This is a genomic window from Pseudarthrobacter kochi, assembly GCF_055412805.1.
The window spans coordinates 1-25,550 of sequence record NZ_JBVAYV010000016.1; the positions used below are offsets into that span (position 1 = coordinate 1).

Annotated in this window: 23 protein-coding genes and 3 pseudogenes; 7 read left to right on the plus strand and 19 right to left on the minus strand. The window is 65.7% G+C overall.

Annotated elements, in window-relative coordinates; translation table 11 throughout:
- Nucleotides 1-111 precede the first annotated feature (111 nt).
- A pseudogene (locus ACZY0Y_RS09810) lies at nucleotides 112-939 on the plus strand (formaldehyde dehydrogenase, glutathione-independent); the annotation flags it as partial.
- A 196-nt stretch (nucleotides 940-1,135) separates the two neighbouring features.
- Complete coding sequence (locus ACZY0Y_RS09815) at nucleotides 1,136-2,077, plus strand: phosphodiesterase (RefSeq protein ID WP_463886145.1); 942 nt, start codon at nucleotides 1,136-1,138, stop codon at nucleotides 2,075-2,077.
- A 59-nt stretch (nucleotides 2,078-2,136) separates the two neighbouring features.
- On the opposite strand, the gene ACZY0Y_RS09820 is transcribed toward ACZY0Y_RS09815, so the two are convergent.
- Nucleotides 2,137-3,771, minus strand: a complete 1,635-nt coding sequence (locus ACZY0Y_RS09820) for a stealth family protein (protein ID WP_463957707.1) — start codon at nucleotides 3,769-3,771, stop codon at nucleotides 2,137-2,139.
- A 119-nt stretch (nucleotides 3,772-3,890) separates the two neighbouring features.
- Nucleotides 3,891-4,805: a hypothetical protein gene (locus ACZY0Y_RS09825; protein ID WP_463957708.1), complete on the minus strand. Its 915-nt coding sequence runs from the start codon at nucleotides 4,803-4,805 to the stop codon at nucleotides 3,891-3,893.
- Between the two features lie 179 nt (nucleotides 4,806-4,984).
- On the opposite strand from ACZY0Y_RS09825, the gene ACZY0Y_RS09830 reads away from it, so the two are divergent.
- Both ACZY0Y_RS09830 and ACZY0Y_RS09835 read left to right on the plus strand, forming a co-directional pair.
- Complete coding sequence (locus ACZY0Y_RS09830; RefSeq protein WP_024367337.1) at nucleotides 4,985-5,284, plus strand: type II toxin-antitoxin system VapB family antitoxin; 300 nt, start codon at nucleotides 4,985-4,987, stop codon at nucleotides 5,282-5,284.
- Entirely contained in the window at nucleotides 5,277-5,957 is a 681-nt protein-coding gene (locus tag ACZY0Y_RS09835; RefSeq protein WP_463886151.1) for a LytR C-terminal domain-containing protein, read from the plus strand. The genes ACZY0Y_RS09830 and ACZY0Y_RS09835 overlap by 8 nt, the downstream gene beginning before the upstream one ends.
- 32 nt (nucleotides 5,958-5,989) lie before the next feature.
- Here the strand turns inward: ACZY0Y_RS09835 and ACZY0Y_RS09840 are convergent, their stop codons facing one another.
- The 3 genes from ACZY0Y_RS09840 to ACZY0Y_RS09850 form a co-directional block, all read right to left on the minus strand.
- Entirely contained in the window at nucleotides 5,990-6,628 is a 639-nt protein-coding gene (locus tag ACZY0Y_RS09840) for a TetR/AcrR family transcriptional regulator (RefSeq protein WP_463886153.1), read from the minus strand.
- Nucleotides 6,629-6,688: 60 nt separating this feature from the next.
- Nucleotides 6,689-7,408: a DsbA family oxidoreductase gene (locus ACZY0Y_RS09845; protein WP_463886155.1), complete on the minus strand. Its 720-nt coding sequence runs from the start codon at nucleotides 7,406-7,408 to the stop codon at nucleotides 6,689-6,691.
- A gap of 144 nt (nucleotides 7,409-7,552) precedes the next feature.
- A complete protein-coding gene (locus ACZY0Y_RS09850) occupies nucleotides 7,553-8,524 on the minus strand; it encodes a protein kinase family protein (RefSeq protein WP_463957710.1) in 972 nt (323 codons plus the stop codon).
- 117 nt (nucleotides 8,525-8,641) lie between these two features.
- On the opposite strand from ACZY0Y_RS09850, the gene ACZY0Y_RS09855 reads away from it, so the two are divergent.
- A complete protein-coding gene (locus tag ACZY0Y_RS09855) occupies nucleotides 8,642-10,054 on the plus strand; it encodes a hypothetical protein (RefSeq protein ID WP_463957712.1) in 1,413 nt (470 codons plus the stop codon).
- On the opposite strand, the gene ACZY0Y_RS09860 is transcribed toward ACZY0Y_RS09855, so the two are convergent.
- The 9 genes and pseudogenes from ACZY0Y_RS09860 to ACZY0Y_RS09900 form a co-directional block, all read right to left on the minus strand.
- Complete coding sequence (locus ACZY0Y_RS09860) at nucleotides 9,977-10,537, minus strand: GNAT family N-acetyltransferase (RefSeq protein WP_463957714.1); 561 nt, start codon at nucleotides 10,535-10,537, stop codon at nucleotides 9,977-9,979. The genes ACZY0Y_RS09855 and ACZY0Y_RS09860 overlap by 78 nt on opposite strands.
- Nucleotides 10,538-10,551: 14 nt before the next feature.
- The gene (locus ACZY0Y_RS09865; RefSeq protein WP_463957716.1) at nucleotides 10,552-11,550 is read right to left on the minus strand and encodes a sugar phosphate isomerase/epimerase family protein; all 999 of its coding nucleotides are present in this window, start codon (nucleotides 11,548-11,550) and stop codon (nucleotides 10,552-10,554) included.
- 170 nt (nucleotides 11,551-11,720) lie between these two features.
- Nucleotides 11,721-12,305: pseudogene (locus ACZY0Y_RS09870) on the minus strand (carbohydrate ABC transporter permease); the annotation flags it as partial.
- A complete protein-coding gene (locus tag ACZY0Y_RS09875; protein ID WP_463957718.1) occupies nucleotides 12,298-12,954 on the minus strand; it encodes a carbohydrate ABC transporter permease in 657 nt (218 codons plus the stop codon). The gene ACZY0Y_RS09875 and the pseudogene ACZY0Y_RS09870, both read right to left, overlap by 8 nt.
- A 9-nt stretch (nucleotides 12,955-12,963) precedes the next feature.
- The gene (locus ACZY0Y_RS09880) at nucleotides 12,964-13,470 is read right to left on the minus strand and encodes a hypothetical protein (RefSeq protein ID WP_463957720.1); all 507 of its coding nucleotides are present in this window, start codon (nucleotides 13,468-13,470) and stop codon (nucleotides 12,964-12,966) included.
- An 18-nt stretch (nucleotides 13,471-13,488) separates the two neighbouring features.
- Nucleotides 13,489-13,857, minus strand: a complete 369-nt coding sequence (locus ACZY0Y_RS09885; protein WP_463957788.1) for a type 2 periplasmic-binding domain-containing protein — start codon at nucleotides 13,855-13,857, stop codon at nucleotides 13,489-13,491.
- 43 nt (nucleotides 13,858-13,900) lie between these two features.
- Nucleotides 13,901-14,185 (minus strand): annotated as a pseudogene (locus tag ACZY0Y_RS09890) (extracellular solute-binding protein); the annotation flags it as partial.
- A 176-nt stretch (nucleotides 14,186-14,361) separates the two neighbouring features.
- Entirely contained in the window at nucleotides 14,362-15,504 is a 1,143-nt protein-coding gene (locus ACZY0Y_RS09895; protein WP_463957722.1) for a Gfo/Idh/MocA family protein, read from the minus strand.
- Complete coding sequence (locus ACZY0Y_RS09900; protein ID WP_463957724.1) at nucleotides 15,501-16,241, minus strand: sugar phosphate isomerase/epimerase family protein; 741 nt, start codon at nucleotides 16,239-16,241, stop codon at nucleotides 15,501-15,503. The genes ACZY0Y_RS09895 and ACZY0Y_RS09900 overlap by 4 nt, the downstream gene beginning before the upstream one ends.
- 196 nt (nucleotides 16,242-16,437) lie before the next feature.
- On the opposite strand from ACZY0Y_RS09900, the gene ACZY0Y_RS09905 reads away from it, so the two are divergent.
- Entirely contained in the window at nucleotides 16,438-17,649 is a 1,212-nt protein-coding gene (locus tag ACZY0Y_RS09905) for an ROK family protein (RefSeq protein ID WP_463957726.1), read from the plus strand.
- A 108-nt stretch (nucleotides 17,650-17,757) separates the two neighbouring features.
- A complete protein-coding gene (locus ACZY0Y_RS09910) occupies nucleotides 17,758-18,951 on the plus strand; it encodes an MFS transporter (protein WP_463884054.1) in 1,194 nt (397 codons plus the stop codon).
- Nucleotide 18,952: 1 nt separating this feature from the next.
- On the opposite strand, the gene ACZY0Y_RS09915 is transcribed toward ACZY0Y_RS09910, so the two are convergent.
- The 5 genes from ACZY0Y_RS09915 to aceA form a co-directional block, all read right to left on the minus strand.
- Nucleotides 18,953-19,621 (minus strand): hypothetical protein, encoded by a 669-nt coding sequence (locus tag ACZY0Y_RS09915; protein ID WP_463884052.1) that lies wholly within the window; start codon nucleotides 19,619-19,621, stop codon nucleotides 18,953-18,955.
- Nucleotides 19,622-19,710: 89 nt separating this feature from the next.
- Nucleotides 19,711-21,036 carry an O-antigen ligase family protein gene (locus ACZY0Y_RS09920; RefSeq protein ID WP_463957727.1) on the minus strand — a complete coding sequence of 442 codons (1,326 nt, stop codon included), beginning with the start codon at nucleotides 21,034-21,036 and terminating at the stop codon, nucleotides 19,711-19,713.
- Nucleotides 21,037-21,047: 11 nt separating this feature from the next.
- The gene (locus ACZY0Y_RS09925) at nucleotides 21,048-21,854 is read right to left on the minus strand and encodes a hypothetical protein (protein ID WP_463884048.1); all 807 of its coding nucleotides are present in this window, start codon (nucleotides 21,852-21,854) and stop codon (nucleotides 21,048-21,050) included.
- A 450-nt stretch (nucleotides 21,855-22,304) separates the two neighbouring features.
- Nucleotides 22,305-23,969: a malate synthase A gene (gene aceB, locus ACZY0Y_RS09930; RefSeq protein ID WP_463957729.1), complete on the minus strand. Its 1,665-nt coding sequence runs from the start codon at nucleotides 23,967-23,969 to the stop codon at nucleotides 22,305-22,307.
- A 199-nt stretch (nucleotides 23,970-24,168) separates the two neighbouring features.
- Entirely contained in the window at nucleotides 24,169-25,482 is a 1,314-nt protein-coding gene (aceA, locus tag ACZY0Y_RS09935; RefSeq protein WP_463884045.1) for an isocitrate lyase, read from the minus strand.
- Nucleotides 25,483-25,550: the final 68 nt, after the last annotated feature.

A 25,550-nucleotide genomic window follows, 5' to 3' on the forward strand; every position in this document is an offset into this window, starting at 1 on the left:
AGTAATCACGAGATCAACAGCATCAGCCTTGAACTCATCAGAAAACGTGGGACGGGAAGACATGGGAACAATCCTTTCAAAGACTGTCTCACATCAGTAGTACACCTCAGTCCGGGTGCCGCCTACGGATACGTGGACATGGGCGGCTGGGTCGGCGGACAGGCCAACTACGTCCTCGTCCCGTATGCGGACTGGAACCTGCTGAAGTTCCCGGACAAGGATCAGGCACTCGAAAAGATCCTGGATCTGGCCATGCTCTCGGACATTTTCCCGACAGGCTTCCACGGAGCCGTCAGTGCAGGCGTCGGTGTCGGTTCCACGGTCTACATCGCCGGTGCCGGGCCGGTCGGCCTCGCGGCGGCCACGAGTGCCCAGCTGCTGGGTGCCGCGGTGGTCATTGTCGGGGACATGAACGCGGACCGGTTGAAGCAGGCACGCAGCTTCGGCTGTGAAACCGTGGACCTGTCCCAGGGCGGGCCGGCCGAGCAGATCGAACAGCTGCTGGGGGTCCCGGAGGTCGACTGCGGCGTCGACGCCGTCGGCTTCGAAGCGAAGGGCCACGGCCACGACGCCAAGGAAGCGCCGGCAACGGTGCTCAACTCGCTGATGGAAATCACCGCCGCCGGCGGCGCCCTGGGCATTCCCGGCCTCTACGTCACCGGGGATCCGGGCGGCATCGACGAGGCTGCCAAGAAGGGGGCGCTCTCGATCAGCCTCGGCACCGGCTGGGCCAAATCGTTGAGCTTCACCACCGGCCAGTGTCCGGTGATGAAGTACAACCGCCAGCTCATGATGGCGATCCTTCACGACAAGGTCCATATCGCCAAGAACGTCAACGCGAAGGCGATCACGCTGGAGGAGGCGCCGAAGGGTTACGCGGAGTTCGACGCCGGTGCCGCCACGAAGTACGTGCTGAACCCGAACGGCTACCTGAGCTAGCCGCCGAGTACCTGAGTAAGCACATTCCGTCGGACACATACCGGAGCAGGTATGTGTCCGGCGGATTACTCGTTGTTGTCATTTTTTCAAACATGCCTACTGGAGTTTGCGCATTGTTGGCCGAATGTCTGGTTGGATAGACATTACTGAGAGGGAAGTTGGGGGCTACAGCCTCCACCCAACCAGGAAGGTAGCCATGGAGCTCATCGAGGCCGAACACCCCCGGCCACGTCATTTTCTACTCCATCTGAGTGACCCCCACCTGCTGGGCGGTCCGGCACCGTTGCATGGTGTGGTCGACAGCGACGCCCTGCTCCAACAACTCTTTGACGAAGTGCGGGCGTCCGGCGCGCGTCCCGAGGCCGTGATTTTCACCGGCGACCTCGCTGACCGCGGCGAACCCGAGGCGTACGCGAAGCTCCGGGCGATCGTCGAGCCCGCCTGCAAGGCCCTGGGTGCGAAAGTCATCTGGGCGATGGGAAACCACGACAACCGCGCCAACTTCCGCACCGGCCTGCTGGACCTGCCTGCCGACGACGCCCCCGTGGACCACACGTACTTCATCAACGGGCTGCGGATCATCACCCTCGACACGTCAGTCCCGGGCTTCCACCACGGTGAGCTGAGCCCGGAGCAGCTGGAGTGGCTCGCGGCCGAACTCGCCACACCCGCCCCGGACGGGACCATCCTTGCCCTGCACCACCCGCCCGTGCCTTCGGTCCTGGATCTCGCGGTCCTCGTGGAGTTGCGGAACCAGACGGCACTGGCCGGGGTCCTGCGGAACTCCGATGTCCGTGCCATTCTGGGCGGCCACCTGCACTATTCGACGACGGCGACGTTCGCCGGGATTCCTGTCTCGGTGGCCTCGGCCACCTGCTACACGCAGGACCTCAACGTTCCGGTTGGCGGAACCCGCGGGCGCAACGGCGGCCAGGCGTTCAACCTCGTCCACGTCTATGAACACACGATCGTGCACTCCGTGGTTCTGCTCGGGGACACCCCCGCCGTCGGCGAGCTCGTCTCCGCCGAGGAAACGCAGCGACGGATTGCGGCGGCAGGGATCCGCATCCCGAGCAAGGCGAAGCTCGAGGAACCGGCCCGGACCTCTGATAGCCGGCGGCTGACCGCCCGCAACTAGCGGGACCCGCACCGGGGCGACGGCGGGCCGGCTCGTGGCCGCTCCCGCCGCCCGCCTGGCTACTTTTCCCAGGGCGCCTTGATCGGGTAATACTTCTCCAGGAAGTCCGTCACGAGCTCGGCCCGTTCCTCGGCCGCAACCTCGGGGAAGCTTCCGTCATTAAGGCAGAAGAAGTCCATGTTCCGCTTGGCGAGCAGCTTGGGCAGGTAGTTCAGTCCGGCCCTGGCCGTCGTGTCCACGTAGCGCACCTTTGCCGCCGTCTGGGTGACGGCCCGGCCGGTCAGCAACGCGTAGTAGTGGTAGAACGAGTTGGTCACCGAGATGTTGTCGGCCGCGCGGAAGGTGCTGGCCGCCGTCTTGGCGAATTCGGCCGGAAACTCCTGCTCCATCCGGGCCACGACGCTGCGCCGCAGCGGCGCAGCCGTGTGCTCCAGGTGTCGGGTGGTGATCCGGCCGAACCGGTCCCAGAGCAGCTTGCGGTTCACCCGGGCGGCGTTCTCGAAGCCGCTGCGCTCGGCGTCGTTGTCCCCAAGCCCGATCCGGGTCTCCGCTTCGATGAACTTCGTGATGCCGCCGGGCGTGAAGAACATGTCCGGCCCGACGGCGCGGCCGAAGAACATGTCATCGTTCGAGTACAGGAAGTGCTCGGACAGCCCTTCGATGTGGTGGAGCTGGCACTCCACCGCTTGCGAGTTGTGGGTGGGCAGCACGGACGGGTCGGCGAAGAACTCCTCGCTGCGGACGATCGTCACTCCCGGGTGGTCGGCCAGCCACGCGGGAGTGGGGGAGTCCGTGGCGATGAAGATCCGGCGGATCCAGGGCGCGAACATGTACACCGAGCGCAGCGCGTACTTGAGTTCGTCGATCTGGCGGAAGCGGGCCTCGTGGTCGTCACCTTCGCCCACCACGACGCCGGCCATCCGTGCGCGCCGCGCTGCGATGTACTCCGGGGAGCTGCCGTCCACCCAGGAGAAGACGAGATCGATGTCGAAGCTGATGTCACTGGCGTGGTCCGCGAACATGTTCTCGATCGTGGGCCACGTGTGGCCGTAACGCTCCACCGTGCCGCGGACCGCGTCCTGGGCCAGCAGCGTCCGGCGGGTCAGCGAGTTCTCGATCGGGAGGATCAGCTGGTCACCTTCGAAACTCCACAGTTCCAGCTGCACGCCGGCCGACGCGCCGAACTCAAAGCCGCCCTCCGGCTCGACCCGGGGACGGTACAGCCGGAAAATCCGGGACTGCCGGTTGGGGGAGAGTTCGCCGTCGGCCACCAGCACCGAGGACTTCTTCTTGGCGTCGACGCTCATCGAGTAGAAGGGCTCGTCGTGGCAGGCCTCCACGAGCGCGCCGCGGAGTTCCTTGCGGTCCTTCCAGTCCACGGCGATGACAGGCCTGTCGTTGTTGCCGCGGACCAGGAGATAGTCGAGGCCGGCGGCGTCAAGCACTGACCGGATGAACATCAAATCCTCGACCATGGCCTGGTACGGCGTGCGGTTCCCGTTGATCAGGCCATACCGGCCCCGCCGGCGCACAACGTCCTGGCGGGTCCGGAATCTCGCCACGGCAGCCGCGGACGTAACCTCATCGTGGGCATCAACGGATGCCCGGCTGCCGTAGTAGATCTCGTCCTGGACCAATGCGTCTGTAATTTCGATTCTCCGTGATTCTTTGCGTGAATGTGTCCCTACTTGCATGATAACGTCCGCCCCAAAATCGCCTGGATTATCCGCGGCTGAAACGCCGCCAGTGTGGGCCGCCAGAGCCCGTCGTCCACCCCGGAACGCGTGGTTCCGCGAGGGTTCAGCCCGCTGGGTCAGCCCAGGAGGGCCAGCCGCCAGCTGCGCAGGAAAGCGGCCCCGGCGTCGTCGTGGATGACGTCCTCGCCCAGCCCCAGATCCGCCGCCGTGAGTACCTCGTACGGTTTCACCGGGACGCCGTCGGCGGGCCGGACATCGACATGTTTCACCGGGTGGTCGTTGTGGTGCAGCCAGTCGGCCATGGCGTAGTCGGTCCGGGAATCGCCCACCGTGCGCCAGGCCTGCGGGGTGACGCCCTGCGCCGCCAGCAGCTCGACGGCCCGGCTCGCGCCGAGGTCCTTGCCGAGCCGGACCGACTCGATATCGGTGGAGATGATGGTCGGATCCACGCGGTAATCGATCCGGTCATCGGAGTCCGGGGCATGGTGGTCCAGGCGCACCACTCCGAGGCCATGCCGTGCCATCAGTTCCATGGCATCTGCGTCGAAGAGCTGCTGCTCGGCCCGGTAGTCGGAGTTCTCGACGGCGATGTGCTGCTCGACCGAGACCATGGCCTGCTTGGTTTCGTCGAAGAACATGTGGCTGGCGTAATCCTCGGCCACAAGCCGGCGCACGTCGTCCCCGAACGCTCGCGGGATGGCCAGTTCGTGATCGACATGGACTGCCCCGGGGCCCGTGGCGGTGTAGCTGAACCAGACAGCACCTTTCTCGCACACGGCGTGGATCAGGGTGCCGGCCGGCATCCCCGCCGCGATCATCGGCTCCATCACCTGTTCGCGGATGAAGGCAGCCGAGCGGCCCGTATTGAAGATCACCGGGATTCCCGCCGCGGCCAGCGCCAGCAGGTCCGCGATGATCGCCGGCTGCACCGTGCGGGTGACGGGACTTGCCACAGGACCGTCGACGTCGAGCAACAGCGCCAGCGGAGGAGCCGACGGCGAGAGGGAAGCTGAGGTCTCGGGAGTTGTCATGTCCCCATTCTCCCAGCCTGCAGGCATCTTTGCATGTGGTGTGGACTCCGCCGCCGGCAAGGTCTTGGCTGTGACAGTAAGGACAAGATGGTGTGACAAATGGTTACCGTTTGGCTACAACCTCCCGGCAGCGGGAGTCGTGGATTCCTTTGGCCCTCCAAGTTCCTTAGGCTTGCATGGTGATATTCAAAGCCGTGGGCGAGGGCCGCCCGTACCCCGACCATGGTTACAGCACGCCCAAGGACTGGGCGGCACTGCCGCCGCGACCGGTCCGGCTGGACGATCTGGTGACCACCAAGCGCACGCTCGACCTCGAGGCACTGCTGGCAGAAGACTCCACGTTCTTCGGGGATCTGTTCCCGCACGTCGTCGAATACCGCGGCGTCCTCTACCTCGAGGACGGCCTGCACCGCGCCGTCCGGACCGCACTGCACCAGCGCACGGCGATCCACGCGCGCGTGCTGGTGATAAATGGCTAGAAAGCCGAAGGACGTCACCGTCCTGCACGGGCACCAGGTCATTACCGGCTCGGACTTGCGGGCCACCTTCGTGGAGGATGACGAACTGCACGACAATCCCGTCAGGATGCGGCGACGCATCCTGCACGGCGTCGTCCTGGTGCTCCTCGTCGGTCTGGTTGCCGCCGCGATTGTGGTCGCACTCGCGATCATGAACGGCCAGATCAAGGTTCCGACGGCGGAGCGCAGCCAGGCGGCGGCGGCCTCCGTCTGCCCGGAGGCGCGCTTTGACTACACGCCGCCGGAGAAGATCAACCTCAATGTCTTCAACTCCACGTCCCGTCCGGGTCTGGCCCGCACGGTGGCCGACGAGTTCGCGGCCCGCAAGTTCGTGGTCGGCGCCGTCGCCAACACGACGTCGGGCTACCGCGGGGTGGCGCTGGTCGTGTCCGGCGCTGCCGGACAGTCGGCGGCGTTCAGTGTGCAGCGCAACCTGCCGGGCTCGGACTATTTCCAGGACGCCCGGACGGACCCCAGCGTGGACGTCATCCTCACCGGAGACTTCAAGGAACTCGCGAAGCCGGAACTGGTCGACCAGACGCCCGGCCAGCTCAGCTGCCCGCGCGAGGACCGGCGGATAGTGGACGAGCCGGGGACCGTGACGCCGACGGCGTCACCCGCCCCCGGCAGTTAGCCACGTCCGCCGGAGCGGCCGGTCCCCGGGCGTCAGGAATGCAGGCGGAGGGGGCGGCCGTCGTCGTCGAACCGTGCGCCGGCGCCGAGCTGGACGAAGCGCACAGTGCGGGCCAGCCGGGCCTCCGCCCCGGAGTCCTCGCCAGCGCCGTCGCCCCGTGCAGCGCTGGAGGATAGCGTGCCGTGGATGAGCTGCGCGAGCTGGGTGATGTCCGCCTCCGGAAGGTATCCCTGGGCGACTCCGTCCCGCAGGATGCCCTGCAGGAGCACGCTGAGTTCCCCGACGTGGTCGGCAAGTTTCGCGAACGACGCCGGGGAGAGCACTGCGCCCATCGCGGGGCCGGGCGGCAGGTGGCGCCGGCTGAGGTCCTCGACCTGGGCGCGCACATACAGGGCCAGGCGATCCACCGGGTTTTCCAGCGAATCCAGGCACTCCCTCAGGTCAACCAGGAAACGCTCGGTCTCGTCCAGCGCATAGGCGATGAGCAGCTCTTCGATGTCCGCGTAGTAGTTGTACACGGCGGTGCGGCCGATCCGGGCGTGCCGTGCGACGTCGGTCATGGTCAGCCCCGGCAGGCCGTGCGTGAAGAGGAGCTCGCCGAACGCAGTCAGGATACGGCGTTGGGTCTCGGCGCGTTGGGCGGCGTTGCTCGCGGCCGAAATCCTGGGCATACGGACACTTTAGCGCGATCTGTCAGCAAAATGCGGTTTGTCGCCGGGCTGCTGCAATCTTTAGGTGGCGCAGCCCTCCGGGCCGCAGGCCGCTGCGGTTCCGGTGGGGTCGCTGCTGCCGGCTGAGCTGACCATCTCGAGCGGGCGGCTGTCCTGCCAGGCCTGTTCAAGGGCGGTGGTGAACGTCTCGGCGGGCTGGGCGCCGGAGAGCCCGAACTTGCGGTCGATCACAAAGAACGGGACGCCGGTGACGCCCAGCGCGCGGCCTTCCTCGAAGTCCAGCCGGACGTCGTCGGCGTATTTGTCGGTGGTGAACAGTTCGTCCAGTTCGGCGGCGCCGATCCCCAGATCCAGCCCCAATGAGGTCAGGTAGTCCCGGCTGCCGATGTCCAGGCCCCGCTCGAAGTGGTCGCTGAGCAGGCGTTCCTTCGCGGTGTCCTGCTGCCCGTGCGTGGCGGCCAAGTGGATCAGCCGGTGGGCGGTGAAGCTGTTGGCGACTACGACGTCGTCGAAGCGGTAGTTGAGGCCCTCGCCCTTGGCCTGCGCTGCCACGTGCGCGAACATGCCTGCGACCTCAGCCGGGGCCATGCCCTTGCGGGTGCTCAGGTAGTCCAGTTCGGTGCCGTCGTAGTGGTCCGGCAGGGACGGATCCAGCTGGTAGCTGCGCCACTTCACCTCCACAGACTCGCGGTGCGGGAAGGCCGCGAGGGCTGTTTCAAAGCGGCGTTTGCCGATGTAGCACCAGGGGCACGCGACGTCGGACCAGATTTCAATCTTCATGATCGCCACAACCCCCAGGGGTCCGGCTCCATTCCCCGGCGGGCTGTGTTAGATACCCCACAAAGGGACCTGCGACTAAACCAACCCTGCGCAAATTGCCGGGAATCCGGGTCCAATCGAGTCCACCGCACAACACACTGTGACTCAAAACCAGTGTTTGGAGGCAACGGTGAGCAGCTCCGATACACCGGCCGCAGCAGCTCCTTGGGGCATCCGAAGGCTCCCCTGCGAGCCGCGCGACCGAACGATCTCGCGTGAGCCGGCTTCCAACACGCACTCGGCCGCAAGCAGGTCCCACGGCTCCCGATCCGACGGCAGATTCTCGACAGATATCCAACGCCTGAGTAGAGCTTCGGGTCCAACTCCCCCCGGGCCTGCCCGCGCAGACCATCGCGCCGCGTCGAAGGAGGCGGCGCCCTGAAGCGCTGACGCGTCGAAGACGATCAAGCGCCCGCTCCTACTTTTGCCCAGGTTGGCCGGCGCCATATCGCCGTGCAGGGGAACTGCTCTCCCGCTTGCGTATGCGGCAGCGGCCCTGGCCAGCCACGAGGAGGGAACGTTCTGCCCTGATCCAAGGAGTGAGGCCACCGCTTCTTTCCAGCGCGGGACCATCACCTCTTCGAGAGGTCGGAGCAGCGACTCCACATCGCGGATCGGACGGTGCATGGTCCTGCCCAAGTTTGCCAGTTGGTCCACGAGCGCCAACTGATCGGTAAGGACGGTCGCGGCCGGACGCAGTTCCAGATGCTCCATCAACAACCAGCTGCAATCGCCGGCCTCGCCGCACACCAGCCTCGGAACATCCAGGCCCCTGGCCCGCCAGGCCTGCTGGAGCGGCCCTTCGCCCCGGGGGCGGTCCCCATAGACCTTGAGAACCACCTGGGGTCCGAGCACTGCGACGGGCGAGCACTTCGTGAGGAGGAAGCGGTAGAGCAGCCTGGGCTTGTGATCGACGGCCAGCGCGCCCAGAAACCGGCCAAGACCCAGCTGCATCTGCAACTTTGGCAGGACTTCTACAGCTCGTTCGAATTCCGGCATGTCTTCCGATGCGTGCACCGCAACGACTTGACGCTGCTCCTCAATTGCAGCAATGAGTCCTTTACCTGGTTCGTTCACGTGTATGCCCCGTTGTCCAACTAAGATCTCCCTAACATACGGGGCATTTGCGGGCGGACGAACGGGGACACCATGCGTGGCGCGGGACAACACTTTGGGCGGCGCGTTGCTTACCTCGTGATTGGTTTGCTGCTCATCAGCGTAATCGTCGTCGCCGCCGCCGTCGTAAAGGCCGTGGATTCCGACAATTGGACCATTGCAGACTGGTTCAACCTCACGATTTCGCTCCTGCTTGGCATCTATTTTTTCTTTCTGGCCCAGCAGGTTAACAGCAACGCGCAGAAGCGTGCTGAGGCGTTGGCCAATGCCGACCTCATCACGTCCGCCGGACGGCTGGCTATGAGCAGCGCACGCAGCCTCGCGGGGTCGGAGGCAGCATCGCTGCGAGTAGCGGCAGACGCGCGGGCGGCGTTGCAGCACTACCCGTACGCGGAAGCGACGGTGCAGAAGGAGCTCGCGAAGTCAGTCAGCGACGCCTATAACAACCTCGCTTTCTCGACCTTCTTGCACTCCGATAGCCTGGCACGCTCAGTTTGGGCGCGGGTATTAGAGGGAACGGCCAGCGTCGTGGCCGAGACAGACAAGCTCGCCTTCACCCGGGCGGGTCGTCTGCGAGATCCCGATTTGGTGCCCGTCGCGGACCACGTTGGCTTCATTGAGCTGCTTGGCCGCGACCTGCGGGAGAACGCCGGGCCGGATCTGTCGATCCATGAAAGCCGTCCTCTTTCAGCGGTGTGGGACGTCACGAAGTTGAGGCACTCCCGGCGGCCCAACATTAGCCGTCCGGAGAAGGAAGAGACCATCCGGCGCCTCGATCGTTTGCAGATGCTCTACCGGGACGAGCTCACTGTGCTGCACGATTGGGAGGTCCTTCGTAAAAATGCCGAGAACCTCTCTTGCGAGGTCGAGCTCGCCGATATCGCAGCGGCCCATGAGTGGCTGGCCCCCTGGTACGTCCGGCAGATGGCCGATGGCCAGCCGGCACCTGCCAATGTACTGGGTGGCGGCCTCAATGAGAGGGCTCAGTACGACAAGCTGCAAGTCAATGCATCAACCCCGCTGTGGCCGAACGCGCTCGAACACGGCAACCTGCCGCATGGGATGCGCACCAAGGGCATCGCCAACCTGAGCCACGTGCTCGAGTCGCAATCGTCGCCCACAGTCTGCGTTCTCGCCTACGAACTCTGCCTTGATGAGGGGACCGGCAAGACAAAACGGCTGGTGCTGGATGGGAACCACCGGTTGGCAGCGGCCTTCCGCATGTCGCCTGAGGACGCCGCTTGCTCGCAAGGACGGAAAACAACCCGACGGTTTAGGGTCCTGACATTCCTCATCCGGGAGCGACAGCCCGTGGATGACCTGATCGCCACCGGGGATCACGAGAAGATACCTTACCTATGGAGGGGCTTCACGCCGGACGTCGGTCTCGTGCGCGGAACGTGGCGCCCCGGCCTACCCGCGGCTGAAGGGCTGGAGGGACTGCGGGATAGCCCTTTCCAGGACAAAATCGTGCTCGATGGTCGTCCCTAGCCGAAACGATCTGCTGCCCGCCTTACTGAAACCGGATTTCTCGTAGAAGCGGATTGCCCGGGCATTCTGGCTGTTGACTCCCAGCCAAATCCCGGCCGCGCCCGTTTCTGTTCCGGCCTGTATGGAGGCGCGCATGAGTTCCGTGGCCGCGCCGAGCCCGTGATAGTCAGGATGGACGTAGCATTTGCTGAGTTCGATGGAGGGGAGCAGTGTCAGGGCCGATGCAACGTCCGGGTCCTGCGCGGGCCGGTTTTCCAGAAGGCTGTAGCCGCGCAACGCGCCGGTGTCGTCGATCACGAGGATGGTCACCTCAGGGTCCGCCAGATAGTTCCGGAAGTGAATCTCACTGAGAGTGTTGGCCACGTGCGCGGCGATATCCTCCGGTGACGACGACGGTGGGCATGCCAGCGGGAAGGTGACCGCCGCAAGCGCAGCCAGTGGTCCGGCGTCGTCCGCTGTTGCCTTACGGATGGTGTGGGTCATGAAGGCAGTCTAATTTACTGCTGTTTGAACGCGGCGTCGAAGGAGGTGTTCGACGCCGGGAAGTCGAACCTTTTCAGCGCGGCGAGGGCCTCCGGGGCGCCGTGGAGGCGGTCCATGCCGGCGTCCTCCCATTCGATCGAGATGGGGCCGTCGTAGCCGATCGCGGTCAGTGCGCGGAAGGACGATTCCCAGGGCACGTCGCCGCGGCCGGCCGAGACGAAGTCCCAGCCCCGGCGCGGGTCGCCCCAGGGCAGGTGTGATCCCAGGACGGTGTTCCGGCCGGTGGGGCGCAGCTTCGTGTCCTTGCAGTCGACGTGGTAGATCCGGTCCTTGAAGTCCCACATGAACGAGACGGGGTCGATGCCCTGCCACATGAAGTGGGAGGGGTCCCAGTTCAGACCGAAGGCTTCCCGATGGCCGATGGCTTCGAGGGTGCGGACGGTGGTCCAGTAGTCGTAGGCGATCTCGGACGGGTGGACTTCGTGGGCGAAGCGGACGCCGCATTCGTCGAAGACGTCCAGGATGGGGTTCCAGCGGTCGGCGAAGTCCTGGTACCCCGCCTCGATCACGGACGCCGGGACGGGCGGGAACATCGCGACGTACTGCCAGATCGAGGAGCCCGTGAATCCGACGACGGTATTGACGCCCAGCGCCTGGGCAAGGCGGGCGGTGTGCTTCATTTCCTCGGCGGCTCGACGGCGGACGCCTTCCGGGTCGCCGTCGCCCCAGACCTTGGCCCCGACGATGGCCTCGTGCCGGAAGTCGATCGGATCATCGCAGACGGCCTGGCCTTTGAGGTGGTTGGAGATGGCCCAGACCTTGAGGTTGTACTTCTGAAGCACCGCGAGTTTGGACTCGACGTAGCCGGGCTCGTCCCAGCGCCAGGCGTCCAGGTGGTCTCCGGAGACGGCGATCTCCAGGCCGTCGTAACCCCAGCCGGACGCCAGGCGCGCGACTTCCTCGAAGGGCAGGTCGGCCCACTGGCCGGTGAACAGGGTGTACGGGCGGGCCATGTCAGGCTCCTTCGGGGCAGGCGGTCGGTGCAGGGGCGGCGGCGGGGTTGCCGGCCAGTTGGATGATGGAGCTCTTGGCCGCCTCGTTGGTCAGGACCGAGGCGAACAGGACTTCCCCCCCAGGCGGATATGAAAGAGTACACCGCCACGGCGATGATGCCCGGCTTGGCCACCGGCAGGATCACCCGGAACAGGGCGCCCATCCGGCCGGTGCCGCCGATCATCGAGGCTTCTTCAAGTTCCTTGGGGATAGCGGCGAAATACCCGGTCAGCATCCAGATGGCGAACGGCAGGGTGAAGGTCATGTAGGTGATGATCAGGCCCAGGTACGAGCCCTGGAGCTGCAGCCCGGTGATGTTCCGGATCTGCGTGAAGATCAGGTACAGCGGCAGCAGGAACAGGATGCCCGGGAACATCTGGGTGGACAGCACGGTCAGGCTGAAGGCGCGGCGGCCGCGGAACTGCAGACGGGCGACGGCGTACGCGGCCAGGACGGCGACGGTCACCGAGCACACGGTGGCGGCGACGGTGATGATGAGGCTGTTCTGGAAGTACTTGGCCAGCGGCACCGTGGTCCAGATGTCGAAGTACGGTGCGGCCGTGAGCTCGTCCGGGATCCACTGGAACAGCCCGGAAACGTCCTTGAGGGGCTTGAGCGAGCTGGACACCACGACGTACAGCGGGATGGCGACCCAGAGGGACAGGATGGTCAGGACGATGTTCCGCAGGATGCGGAAGTTGCGGGTCTCAATCATTGTCGGCCCCCTTGGGCAGCACCATGCGGATGTAGAAGAAGGACGCGATGAACAGGGCGATCAGGAGCAGGACGCTCATGGCGCCGCCGAGGCCGAAGTTCCAGCTGCCGAAGGAATTCTGGTAGATCAGCGGCGAGACCAGGGTGGCTTCCTTCGGGGATGCCGCGCCGAAGAGCACGAACGGGATATTGAACTGGTTGAAGGTCCAGAGCGACATCACCAGCAGCAGCACGCCGTTCGCGGGGCGGACCATCGGCAAGGTGATGGTGCGGAACTGCTGCCACAGCGAGGCACCGTCGATCGAGGCGGCCTCGTAGACGTCGGCGGGGACGGTCTGCAGGGAGGCCATCAGCATCAGGAACGCGAAGGGCCACAGCTGCCAGACGTTCACCACGATCATGGCCCCGAAGGAGTTCTGGCCCAGGAGCCAGAAGGGGCGGTCGTCGCCGAAAAGGTGCAGGGTGTCGACGACGATCTGGTTCACGGCGCCGTCGCGCTGGTTGAACATAAAGGCCCAGGCGATGGTGCCCACGTAGGCGCGCAGGGCGTAGGGAACCGGGAAAAAGGTCCGGAGGATGGCGCGGCCCTTGAAGTTGGAGGAGAGGAACACCGCGCCGGCCATGCCGAGGACCCAGGAGAAGCCAACCACCGTGACGGTCTAAAGCATGGTCCGGCCGACGGTGCTGAAGAATGCCTGGCCGATGGTGCTTTCCGGGTTGAGGCCGTTGACGAAGTTCTGCAGGCCGACGAACGGGGCGTTGAGCCAGTTGGTGAGGTTGAGCTGGGTGAGCGAGATGAAAGCAATCCACACCCCCAGAATCATCGGCCCGATGTGGATGAGCAGTTCGAGCAGGGCCGCCGGCAGGACGAGGCCGCAGGGGAGGAAGGACTTTTTCTTCCTGCGGACCGGCGGGGCGGTCCCTGCCGCGGGCGGGGCCGGAACCTTGACCTCGGCAGTCTGGAAGGCGGCGTCCGAGGCAGCGCCGGTAACCACGGGCAGGGAGCGGAAGGCCTTGTTCAGCGCGACCTGCTCGGCGTCGTTGGTGAGCCAGCCGGTCAGCTTGATCGCGTTCTCCTTGTTCTTGGAGTTCTTGAACACGCTCAGGTTGATACCGGCGACGTGGCTCTGCGTGCCTTCGGGGCCGCTGGCACCGGCCTTCATCATGGGAACGGGGGCAACGGCTCAGTCCGTGAAGCCGCGGGCCTCGAAGTTCTTGACCGGGCTCTGGTCGAACAGCATGGCTGCCTTGCCGTTGATCAGGTTGTCGACTTTCTTGGCGCCGTCCGAGATCTCCGCGTCCGACGGCGACATCACCTTGTCGGTGGCCATCAGGTCAATCCACTGCTTGACTCCAGCGACCTGGGCGGCGCTGTCGAAGGTCGGCTTGCCGTCCTTGTCGAACAGGGTGCCGCCGTTCTGCAGCCCGCGGGCGAAGGCCTGGTGGGAGCTGGCGGAGACCGAGGCGCCGGCGGCCGTGAAGCCCCACTGGTCCGGCTTGCCGTCGCCGTTGGTGTCCTTGGTCAGCTTCTTGGCGTCCGGCGACGAACTCATCCCAGGTGGCCGGCGGCGTCTCGATGCCGGCTTCCTTGAACATCTTCGGGTTGTAGTACATGTTGTACGCGAGGCCGTAGAACGGGACCGACGTCGGGGTCTTGCCCTCGGCGCCGCCGGTGGACCAGCTGGTCTTCAGGAAGCGGTCCTTGCCGCCGACCGCGTCCAGGAGGGCGCCTTCCACCGGCTCAAACGCGCCGGTTTCCTGCAGCGTGACGGCCCAGGTGTTGCCGATGTTCAGGACGTCGGGGCCGTCGCCGCTCGTCACGGCCGTCAGGATGCGGTTGTACAGATCGTTCCAGCCGATCACCTCAAGCTTGACCTTCACGCCGGTCTACTCGGTGAAGCGGTCCAGGCTGGGCTTGAGCTTGGCCGCAGGCGGTCATGCCGAATGCCAGGGTTGCCGTGGCGGCCAGGGCCGACAGGACTTTGATGGGGTTCTTTATGGTTGCTCCGGGTTTTTCGTCGTGGAGCTGGGGCTGGGGTGGGGGTCGGGCTGGACTGCTACGCGGAGAGGGTTGCCGCGGTGGGATCCCAGTCCTCGGGCAGGGCCGGGACCTTGGCGGCCGAACTTTCGACCTCCACGAAGGCGCGGGTGTCGATCGACTCGGAGATGGAGGCCATGGTGTCGAGGATGTGGAATGCCAGCTCACCCTGGGCCCGGTGCGGCCGGCCCTCGCGGATGGCGCGGGCCATTTCCAGCACCCCGGCGCCGCGGCTGGCGGTGGAGCCGATGGACGGGACAGTGGTCCAGTCGTCGGCGCCGAGCGCGCAGATCCGGATGTCGCCGTCGAAGTTGTTCGGGTCCGGCAAGGCGATGGTGGCGTCAGAACCGGTGATTTCCACGAAGCCGGCGCGCTTGAACGGTGAATCGAAGCTGAAGATGCTCTGGCCTGACTCTCCGCCTTCGAACTCCAGGATGGAGCTGACGTGGGTCGGGACGGTGACGGCGAATTCCTCGCCGGCCTTGGGCCCGGAGCCAATGACACGGGTTGCGCGGGATTTGGAGCCGAATGCGGCCACCCGGCGGACGCTCCCGAAGGTCTGGACCAGGGTGGTGAGGTAGTACGGGCCAATGTCGAACAGCGGGCCGGCGCCGTCCTGGAACAGGAACGCGGGGTTCGGGTGCCAGGATTCCGGGCCGGGGGACTGCATCAGGGTCAGGGCTGTCAGCGGCGTGCCGATGTCGCCGCGTTCGATCATGCGGCGCGCCGTCTGCAGTCCGGCGCCGAGGAAGGTGTCCGGGGCGCAGCCGAGGCGGACGCCGGCGGCGTCGGCCGCCTTGAGCAGCCCGCGGCCGCTTTCCCGGTCCAGCGAGAAGGGCTTCTCGCTCCAGACATGTTTGCCGGCGTTGACGGCCTGGGTGGCCACCTCGACGTGGGCTGCCGGGATGGTCAGGTTGATGACGATCTCGACGTCGGGGTTGCCGAGGACGGCGTCAACCCCGCCGTGGTTCTCGATCCCGTACTCGGCGGCGCGGGCGGCGGCGGCGTCCTCGAAGAGGTCCCCGATTGCGACGACCCTGACGTCCGGGAAGCTCGTGAGGTTGTCCAGGTACTGCTTGCTGATGACCCCGGCGCCGATGATGCCGACGCCGACGGGGCCTGATCCGAGGGGGCCGAAGGCTGTTCCCGCTGCGTGGCTCATGCGGAGACCTGCCCGGCGCTGAGGTAGTTGTAGCTGTCCCGGACGGCGTCGAACATATCGCCCTGGAAATCGTCGAGTTCGATCACGCCGGCCTCGAGGGATCCTGCTGCCGCGAGCACATCCCAGACGGGCATCTTGCCGTCGCCTACGGCGAGCTGGCTCGACGGGTCCGGGGTGACAGGGCCGTCCTTGATGTGGATGAACTTCACCCGGTCGCCCAGCCGGGCGAGGAGTTCGGCCGGATTCTGGCCGCCCACGGCAGCCCAGTAGGTGTCCAGCTCGAGGACGACCTCCGGGTCCAAATGGTCAGCGAGGTGTTCCAACGCGGTTTTGCCGTCGATCACGGACTCAACTTCCCACCAGTGGTTGTGGTAGCCGACGCGCACGCCGCAGCCGGCTCCCTTGGCGGCGGCGGCGTTGAGCTGGGCGGCCGTTTCCGTGATGTCCTCGATCGTGTTCCAGCGCTCGATCGGAACGTGGGGATCGATCACCGTGCCGATGCCCAGCTGCTGGGCGGCCGCAAAGATGGCGTCCTGGTCATCGCTGAGCAGGGGAGCGTGGCCGGACGGGGCCGTGAGGTTGTTTTCGGCCATGGCCTGCTTCAGTTCAGCGGCTTTGGCGACGAAACGGTAGGGCTCAACCATGGTGAAGCCGATTTCGGCCAGGCGCTGGATGGTTCCTGCGAGATCCTCTTCAAGGGCCTTGCGGACCGTGTAGAGCTGGATCGAGTATGACACTGTCTCTCCTCGTCGTTGGGGGATGAGCTGCAGCCGCCCCGCCTGACGCCGTGCCAACCGGTGCACGCGGGGTGAGTGAGCGGCCCCACACCCCAAGCTAGAACTACTTTTGCCGATGGTCAAGCAAAAGTTGCAAACTTTGTTTCGATCTTTCGGAAGCGTGACAGGCATAAGAACTTCGTGCTATCACTTATCCATGCGTACGACCACCGGCACCGAACCCGCCGCCACCGAGGCCGCCGGAAGTCTGTCCCGTGCCGGGGACCTGTTCCAGCTGCTGCGCGACGGCAAGGCCCGCACCCGGGCCGAACTGGCCCTCACCACGGGCCTGGCCCGGTCCACCGTCGCGTCCCGCATCGACGCGCTGATGCACTCCGGACTGGTCGGACCGGCGGGCGAGGCCAGCTCCAGCGGCGGCAGGCCGCCGTCGCGCTTTGCCTTCAACCCCGCCGCCCGCGTTGTGCTGGCGGTCGACGTCGGAGCCACCCACATGATCATTGCCGTCACGGACCTGGGCGGAGCGGTGCTGGCGGAGCAACGGCTGACCCAGGACGTCGCCGACGGCCCCGAGGCCGTGCTGGACCGGCTCGTGGCGGAAGGTGCCAACCTGCTCGGCCAGGCCGGCCGCGGCAGGAAAGACCTCGCCGGCATCGGCATCGGCCTTCCGGGGCCGGTGGAGCACGCCACCGGGATGCCGGTGAAGCCGCCGATCATGCCCGGCTGGGACGGGTTCGACGTCGTCCGTCACGTCCAGCGCTCGCTGCCGGTCCCCGTGCTGGTGGACAACGACGTCAACATCATGGCCCTGGGGGAGCGGACCGCTTACTGGCCGGAACACGAGAACTTCCTCTTCATCAAGGTTGCCACCGGCATCGGGGCAGGCATCATCAGCAGCGGCCAGCTCCAGCGCGGCGCCAACGGCACCGCCGGCGACCTCGGCCACGTCCGGGTGCCCCGCGGCGACGAAGTGCTTTGCCGCTGCGGCAACTACGGCTGCCTTGAGGCGCTCGCCTCCGGCCCAGCCGTCGCGCACGGACTCACTCTCCAGGGCCTGCAGGCGGATACCGGCGGCGGCGTGCTGCGGCTCGTGGCCGAGGGAAACCTGCAGGCGATCCAGGCGCTCCGCCAGGCGGGCCGGGACCTGGGCGACGTGCTGGCCACCGTCGTGAACCTGCTCAACCCGTCCGTCATCGTGATCGGCGGAAGTCTGGGCCAGGCCGGCGAACACCTCATGGCGGGGGTCCGCGAGGTGGTCTACCGGCGGTCGCTGCCGCTGGCCACGACCCACCTGCGGATCGGTCTGTCGATGGCCGGGGACCAGGCCGCCATCCTGGGCGCCAGCCAGATGGTCACGCAGTACGTGCTCTCGCCCGCCGTGATCGAGGCAACCTTGCAGGCCGCCGGCTGACGCCGGGAAGGTGCGAGGGTGTCACAATCGCAGGGTCCGGTCCGGGCCCGTGATAGCAATGGGACTGATGAAAGCATATTTCTGCCCGCCGGCCGGACCGTGGCACCCATGAGCTCCAACGTCCTCGCCAGGGTGCCACGCAGCTGGATGTTGCTGTCCGCCATCGGGCTCATCGCCCTGAACATGCGCGGTCCGTTTGTGGCCGTGGCGCCGGTGGTCGGCCCGATGCAGCAGGAACTCGGCTTCTCCCCGGTGGAACTGGGCCTCCTGACCGGCATCCCGGTGCTGTGCTTCGCCCTTGCTTCGCCGCTGGCCTCGCTGACCGGACGCAAACTCGGCGCGGAAGTCGCCATCACCCTCACCCTGCTGGGCGTGCTGCTGGGCGTCATGGTGCGCTCGGCGGGCAACGGCGCCACGGTCATGCTCGGCACCGTGATTCTCGGTATTGCCATCACGATCGGCAACATCGCCGTTCCGCTGATCATCCGGCGCGACTTCGCCCCGGCCCGGCAGGCCACGGCCATGGGCATCTACACCGCCGCCCTGAACATCGGCTCCTTCATCACCGCCATGGTGATGGCGCCGTTGGCCGGGCTGCTGGGGTGGAGGCTGGCCCTGGCCGCCTGCGGACTCTTCGCTGTCGCGGCGTTGGCTGCGTGGGTGCTCGCCTTTGGCAGCCGGGCCTTCCGCCCCGAACCCGTCGCCGCCCCGGACCCCGCACGCGCCGGGATCAAGCCGGCATCGCGCTGGATCACCGTCGGACTGACCGCGGGTTTCGCCGGGCAGGCATTCTCCTACTACGGAGTGACCGCCTGGCTGCCCAGCATCCTCGCGGATGAGCTGGGCATGACGGCCGCGGGGGCCGGCGCAGGCTCCTCGCTGTTCCAGATCCTCGCCATCGTGGGCGGCCTGGGCGTTCCGCTAGCGGCCCGTTTCGCCAGTACGACGGCGGTCGGACTCACCTTGGGGCTGTTGTGGCTGACCGTCCCGGTGGGCCTGCTGCTGGCGCCCGGGCTGTGGTGGCTGTGGTCTTCGTTCGGCGGTATTGCCCAGGGGGGCGGTATCACGCTGATTTTCATCGCCATCATCCGGCTGGCCCGGGACCAGGCCTCGGCCGGCCGGATGTCCGCCGTCGTGCAGGGGGTTGGCTACTCCTTCGGTGCTCTGGCACCGACCCTCCTGGGCTACGTGAACGGCGTCGCGGGAACCTGGACCGGCCCGCTGCTGATGGTGCTCGGCTCAGTGGCGATGTTCATCCTCGGCACCGCGCTTTCGCTCCGGCACGTCCCCAAGGCGCACTGAGCTACGTCACCGGGGGCGACGTCCCGCCTTCCCCCTGGGCGCCGGACACGGACGCGGGCATCCGGCGCTGAGTGCCGCCGTACGTCCTGGTCCGCGAGCCAGTCACTTTTTGCAGGCGCACGATGACCGGGTCCGCCGCGAGCGGTATTCCCACGGCCAAGCCGACTGTCAGAAAAGTGAGCGCCAATTCTGCTCTAGTATTCCGTACCCCGACATATGTTATCAAGGCCGTGGTTCGGTCCAGCTCTGTGGTTATCCGGAGCTGCGGACCGATGTCCCGTTCCTGCTGCGTCGCCTCGGCAAGCTCCGAAATTTGCTTCACTATGCGGTCGCGCTCAACGGCCACGTCTTCGGCGGACTCGCCGACAACCTCGACCGTTATCACAGCGCGGCTGTAGCTCACCTGCCATTGACTTCCTGAATTGGGGAGGTAGACGAGGTGGCCCGTACGGACGCCCGAACTGTAGAGCGGGGCCGAAGTACTCCGCGGACTTTCGTCACGGTCATCTGCATTGAAGCGATGGACCACGATCGACGCAAAGGGGACAACTTGAAGCGGGTCCGCCTGAAAGACGTTGCCTTCGATCGGCAATGGCGGCAGAAAGCGCACATCCGTTTTGGAGTAGTAAACGCCCGTTCCCGCGTGGGCAGCGATCAGGACCGGCAACATGAGGACCACTATGCCAAGGGCCAAGTACCAACGGCGGAAAATCGTGGTTCGACCACGCGCCACGCGGTGCCGTAGGTGATCGCGAAGTCTCATGGTTGCCCGTCTGTCAACGCGGCAGCCGTTCGCCGGATATTTGCATAGGCGCCGCACAGGCCGGCGACCAAAAAGAGCGTGCCGCAAGCCTGCGGAAAGCTAAAGGCGTCGAAGAAGGCGAAACTCAAGCTACCCGCCACCATTGAGGCGGCCAGGGTCAGTCCCATGGCATGCATCGGCTGTCCTTTGCCATGACGACGGGCGGAAATGGCCACAGCCACGGCTGACACGATGATGGCCAACAAACTGACGAGGCCGACGAGTCCGATTTCAATGCTGCTCGCCAAATACTGGTTGTCCAGGATCCGATAGGTGGGCAGGAACGTCCCGAACCCGCGCCCGAACCAAGGACTGACAAGCAGGAAGGATATTGCGTCGTCATAGCTGTCGGTCCGGGAGGCGACGCTCGAGTCACTGGCGGAGAACATTCCGACAACGGTGCCGGCCATCCCGGGAACGGCCACATACACTGCGACGGCACCCACTGCCATCACGAAGCCGGCAGCCCGCCTTACTGCGGGCGTCCACGACGGAATCAGGAACAGAAGAACGGCGGCCAAGGAAATGAAAGCTGACCTGCTGACCGACAACACCGCGGAAAGGGTTATTGCGGCGACCGGAAACCAGCGCAGGAAAGCAGACCGGGATCGATCGTAAATTGCGGCGGTCAGGCAAAACGGCAACATCATCGATAGCACGACAGCGTATTCCAAGGGGTGGGTGGCCGTCGCAGCCGCTCGCACGAACCCGCCTCTGTCCCCAATCCCGACATTCCCGGCCGCCGACAGACCAGGAATCTGCCACGTGTCCACAAAGCTCAATCCAGTAAAGAACTGTGCAAGGCCTAACCCGGCGTAGAGGCCGGCGAACAGGGTGAGTCTTCTCACGAGGACCATTAATCGGTCCTCACGCGTGATCCCGTCATGTGCGACGAGCAAGATGCCAACCAGCGCTCCGACCTTGATAAGCCCCATGTCAGCGATGCTGATCTCCGACGACGGCAAGGCCACCAGGGCAGATTTCGAGTAGCTTGCCACGCACGCGCCGACGAAGATGAAGGCCGCGGCGCGAACCCACTGAATGCTTTGCGGCCCGGCCAGTGCGGGCCGCTGGATACGATGCCAGGCCCACCATAACAAGGCCACAATTGCCAGGAGATAGGCCGGTGAACCCGCACTGCCAAGCGCTTGGATTCCCCGGTCGGTGGGAACCACGAACAGGAAAATGGCAAACCATGTGATGACGGTGACCGCGTCCGGGCCGTTGAGATTCCGGAATTTGGCTATGACCAACTCATGACGCCCCCGCGTTGGCGTGGCCATGGCAGCCACGTCTATTTGTTCGATGCCATGGTCGGGAATTCTTCTTTCTTTTCAACCTGCGGGAGTGCGGCCGGACCTTCGGACGCCCCGTGCTCGGCCGGGACTGGCCGCCCGATTCGGAACCCGGACCTGGAGCTCCCGTCTTGTTGCGCCGTCGGGGGATAGTCCTCAAGGGGCTGATCTTGCACCCCCATGTCCTGGCGTCGCCGCCGCTTGGTCCCTTTCCGGGAAGTGATGAGGCGGTCGAGCAGTCCGGTCACCAGCACAGTGATGCAAGCACCCAGAGCTACGACGGCCAACACGGCCCGGAGCTGGCTCTTCCGGTCAATGAGGGCCTCGCTCTCCCGGACAATCGTCATTGCCGTGATGCGGGATGAGGAGGGAACATTCAATTGGTCCTGCATGATCACAAGGTTCTGCGGTACCACTTTCAGCACGTCGTCGAGCACCTGAAGGCTGCTTTCCGGACTCTCGCTTTCCGATGTGATGAGCATGATTGGCCCGGAGGACGCCAGGTCCTTCTCTGCAATGTAGCCAGTTCCGGCGTGGCCTTTCACGATCTCTTCCTGAACGGAACCTGAGGCCAGCCTCACGCTGAGCACGCTGAGCGCTTGATCCAGACCGCCCAGGAACAGGTACGGATTTCCTCCCGGAGTGACCAGGGACGCTGGCGGAATGAGCACGACTCGCGCGGTCCCTTTGTAAGTTGGCGGTACAACAGAGGTCAACAACAGTGCGGCGCAAGCGGTCAGCAAGACGCCAACCACGACAAAGTACCAGCGTCGCAGCAAACCTGTGCCCAAATCACGCAGCAGCATCAGTACCTCTTGCTCCGAGCGTGATGCAGGCTCTGACTGGTATTTTCGCCACTGGGTCGGACCTGAATTCCATTGCTTGCCTCCGTTGAGGTGCCGAGAGCCTGCCGAGCGGGCTGGTGCATTCACGTTGTCACATCGTAACCGTGGGCACCTTGGCGCAACAGTAGTCACAGTGAAGTCAAGTAGTCCGCGCCAACTGGCAGGTATTGCCACCAAGGAGGGCCACTTCACCAGCAGGTCGCGGCCTGGCCCACGGCCCGCCGAGGTCAGAATTAAGGCCCATGTTCACGGGGAACATGGGCCTTAACTGTCACCTCGACGTCATTGTCGAGCCCCTGAGGGGGTCTTCCGTCGCTGGGCCGCCGCCCCGGATCTCGGGGGTGCCTGTTGCGAAGGGCATGGCAGCCCAGCAGACGGAAATCTGCACCTTACTGAGGCCTTGAGCAGGCCCTAGGCGGGGACGAGCGCGGGATCCTCGGTGGGGAGGTCGCCGCCGTCGCGCGCTTCATGCAGGAACCGGTCGTACGCCGGAAGCGTCAGGAAGGCCGGGAACGACGGGGTCAGCGTGACTTCCTCGAAGATGTCCCGTGCATCGGCGAAGCGGTCGCCTTCGAAGCGTTCGAGCTTGGCGAACTCCTCATCCAGCATGTCCTCGACCCATTCGCGGGTGATGACGTCGCCCTGGTCCGTGATGGCGCGGGAGAAGATCCACTGCCACAGCTGCGAGCGGGAGATCTCCGCGGTGGCGGCGTCCTCCATCAGGTTGTGGATGGCGACGGCGCCATTGCCGCGGAGCCAGGACTCGATATAGCGGATGCCGACCTCGATGTTGTTCCGGATGCCCTGCTCGGTGATGGTGCCGGCGGTGGAGGCGATGTCGAGCAAAGCGCGGTCGTCCGGGGTGACGTCCTCACGGAGGCGGTCCAGCTGGTTCGGGCGGCCGCCGAGGACGCCGTCGAATACTTCGCGGCACACCGGAACGAGGTCCGGGTGGGCCACCCAGGAGCCGTCGAAGCCGTCGCCCGCCTCACGGGTCTTGTCGGCGCGGACCTTTTCGATGGCGATCGCGTTGGCTTCGGCGTCCTTGCGGTTGGGGACGGCCGCGGCCATGCCGCCGATGGCCATGGCGCCGCGCTTGTGGCAGGCCCGGACCAGCTGTTCGGTGTAGGCGCGCATGAACGGCTGGGTCATGGTCACCTGGCTGCGGTCCGGCAGGACGAAGCGGGGGCCGCGGGTGCGGAAGTTCTTGATCAGCGAGAAGATGTAGTCCCAGCGGCCGGCGTTCAGGCCTGCGGCGTGGTCCTTGAGCTCGAAAAGGATCTCCTCCATTTCGAACGCGGCCGTGATGGTTTCGATCAGCACGGTGGCGCGGATGGTGCCCTGCGGGATGCCGAGCAGGTCCTGGGCGAGGACGAAGATGTCGTTCCACAGCCGGGCCTCGAGGTGGTTCTCGATCTTCGGCAGGTAGAAGTACGGGCCCTTGCCCTGGGCGATCAGGCGGCGGGCGTTGTGGAAGAAGTACAGGCCGAAGTCCACGATGCCGCCGGCGATCGGGGTGCCGTCTATGAGCATGTGCTTTTCCGGCAGGTGCCAGCCGCGGGGCCGGACCACGATGGTGGGCAGGTCCTCGGCGGCGCGGAGCTTGTACTCCTTGCCCTCGGGGGAGGTGAAGTCGATCCGGCGCTCCAGCGCGTCGGTGAGGTTGAGCTGGCCCTGGATGACGTTGCGCCACGACGGGGTGGAGGAGTCCTCCATGTCCGCGAGCCACACCTTGGCACCGGAGTTCAGCGCGTTGATGGTCATCTTCTTGTCCACCGGGCCGGTGATCTCGACGCGGCGGTCCTCCAGGCCCGGGGCCGGGGGAGCAACGCGCCAGTTCGGGTCATTGCGGACGGATTCGGTCTCGCGGAGGAACCGCGGGTCCTGGCCCTTGCCGATCTGCTGGCGGCGGTCGCGGCGGGCCTGCAACAGCTCCAGCCGCCGACCCGCAGTCGCCTTGTGCAGCTTGGCAACAAAGGCCAGCGCGTCCGGCGTCAGGACCTCGCTCTGCCGGCAAATCGGCTGTGCGGTCAACGTAACCCCGTTGATGGTGAAGTTGTCAGTGAAGCTGTTCATCTCAATCTCTCCTCGGAGAAGCAAATGTTCGACGGCGGTGGTGACGTGCGCTGGAGACGGCGGGCCGGATGCTCCGGAAGCGTGCGTAAAAGGGGCCCCATTGCCGCCCCGCCAAAGTGGGTAGTGGCGAAGGCGGCAATGGGGAATAGCACGCGGAGGAGTGTGCGGTCCGCTGGCGGAGTTGCCGCCGTCGGAAGTGTTAGTGGAACTGGCCTTCTTCGGTGGATCCCACCAGGGCCAGGGTGGATGCGTTCGGGTTGAGCGCGGTAGCGATGTCGTCGAAGTAGCCGGTGCCGACTTCGCGCTGGTGCTTGGTCGCGGTGTAGCCGCGGGATTCGGAGGCGAATTCCTTCTCCTGCAGCTCGACGTAGGCGCTCATGCCTTCACGGGCGTAACCGTGGGCGAGGTCGAACATCGAGTAGTTCAGGGCGTGGAAGCCGGCCAGGGTGATGAACTGGAAGGTGAAGCCCATCGCGCCGAGTTCGCGCTGGAACTTGGCGATCGTGGCGTCGTCGAGGTGCTTCTTCCAGTTGAACGACGGCGAGCAGTTGTAGGAGAGCATCTGGTCCGGGAAGTCGGCCTTGACGGCTTCGGCGAACTTGCGGGCCAGCTCCAGGTCCGGGGTGCCCGTTTCCATCCAGATGAGGTCGGAGTACGGGGCGTAGGCTTTGGCGCGGGCGATGCAGGGTTCGATGCCGTTGCGGACCTTGTAGAAGCCCTCTGCGGTGCGCTCGCCGGTGACAAATTCCTTGTCGCGGTCGTCGACGTCGGAGGTGATCAGGGTAGCGGCCTCGGCGTCGGTGCGGGCAATGATGACGGACGGGGTGCCCGCAACGTCGGCTGCCAGGCGGGCCGCGTTCAGGGTGCGGACGTGCTGCTGGCTGGGGATCAGGACCTTGCCGCCGAGGTGGCCGCACTTCTTTTCCGAGGCGAGCTGGTCTTCCCAGTGCACGCCCGAGGCGCCGGCCTGGATCATGGACTTCATCAGCTCGTAGGCGTTGAGCGGGCCGCCGAAGCCGGCCTCGGCGTCGGCGACGATCGGGACCATCCAGTCCTCGACGGTCTGGATGCCCTCGGAGAACTCGATCTGGTCGGCGCGGAGCAGGGCGTTGTTGATGCGGCGGACCACGGTGGGCACCGAGTTGGCCGGGTACAGGGACTGGTCCGGGTAGGTGTGTCCGGAGTTGTTGGCGTCGGCGGCAACCTGCCAGCCGGAAAGGTAGATGGCGCGGAGTCCGGCCTTGACCTGCTGCACGGCCTGGTTGCCGGTCAGGGCGCCGAGGGCGTTGGTGTACTTGCCTTCCTGGTGTTCCGTGGTGAGCTGCTTCCACAGCTTCTCGGAACCGCGGCGGGCCAGGGTGTGTTCTTCGGAGACGCGGCCGCGGAGGCGGACGACGTCGGAGGCCTTGTAGTCCCGGGTGACACCTTCCCAGCGCGGGCTGGCGGCCCACTCGAGCTCCAGCGCGGCGGCCTGCTCTTCGGGCGTCTGGGTGGGCTCAAATGCTGCAGTCATCTTTGTCTCCTTAGTGGGGCCCGGGCCGGTGTTACTGCTTCCTCGCAGTGCGACTGGATGATCCGGTG